The sequence below is a fragment of the Vibrio sp. 1249-1 genome, from assembly GCF_033340495.1.
Map to the genome: position 1 here is coordinate 1 of NZ_JAWOWJ010000226.1, position 928 is coordinate 928.

Annotated in this window: 2 protein-coding genes; both read right to left on the minus strand. The window is 45.8% G+C overall.

Translation table 11 applies throughout. The features are described 5' to 3' along the window. Positions 1-153 (minus strand): dTMP kinase (locus R7Z50_RS25435; protein ID WP_411979515.1); only part of this gene is annotated, 153 nt, incomplete at its 3' end. Then, on the minus strand, positions 150-928 hold a 779-nt coding region (mltG, locus tag R7Z50_RS25440), incomplete at its 5' end, for an endolytic transglycosylase MltG (RefSeq protein ID WP_318149468.1). The genes mltG and R7Z50_RS25435, both read right to left, overlap by 4 nt.

A 928-nucleotide genomic window follows, 5' to 3' on the forward strand; every position in this document is an offset into this window, starting at 1 on the left:
CATTTTCTCGGCAAGAGGTGTCCCACCAGGTTCACGCGTGTTAACGATGCTTTCGATTCCCGCTTGTTTGAGCGTGTCCAAAACCGTTTTAATCGCAGTGCTTTTCCCCGCGCCTTCAAGGCCCTCTACGACAATAAAGTTTGCTTTCATCATTTGTTCTTTCTTAGTTCTCTTAAATAGGCTCGAACAGCACGATTGTGCTCAGCAAGTGATTTCGAGAAAACGTGTCCGCCCGTCCCACTTGCTACAAAATATAAGTAATCACTGCTTTCTGGGTTTAGTGCAGCTTCAATAGAGGCTTCTCCGGCCATTGCAATAGGTGTCGGCGGCAAACCATTAATAACGTAGGTATTGTATGGTGTTGGGGTGCGTAGGTCTTTCTTACGGATGTTACCATCGTAAGCATCCCCCATCCCGTAGATAACGGTCGGATCCGTTTGAAGTCGCATACGTTTATTCAAACGGTTAACAAACACAGAAGCAACACGTTCGCGTTCTGAATCAATCGCCGTTTCTTTTTCGATAATCGAGGCAAGGATCAGCGCTTCATACTTGTCTTTGAGAGGCAGCTTCTCCTGACGAGCGTTCCAGTTCGCATCCAGTATTTTATTTAATTTGGAATGTGCACGCTTTAGCAACTGACTTTCGCTCGCACCAGCGGTGTAGTGGTACGTTTCAGCCAAAAACAAGCCTTCAAGCTTATCACGTTCAATACCAAGCTTCTGTGCCATCTCTTTTTCTGACAGCCCTGAAAGGTCGTGTTGAACATACTGTGCGCTTTGAAGTTGCTCTAACCACTCAGAAAAACGACTACCTTCAACAAACGTGATGGCAAATTGATGTTCTTTGCCTGTATTGAGTAGCTCTAACGCCTCGTAAAGCGATACATTTGGCTCGAGTTGGTAAGTGCCTGCTCGTACTTGAAGAA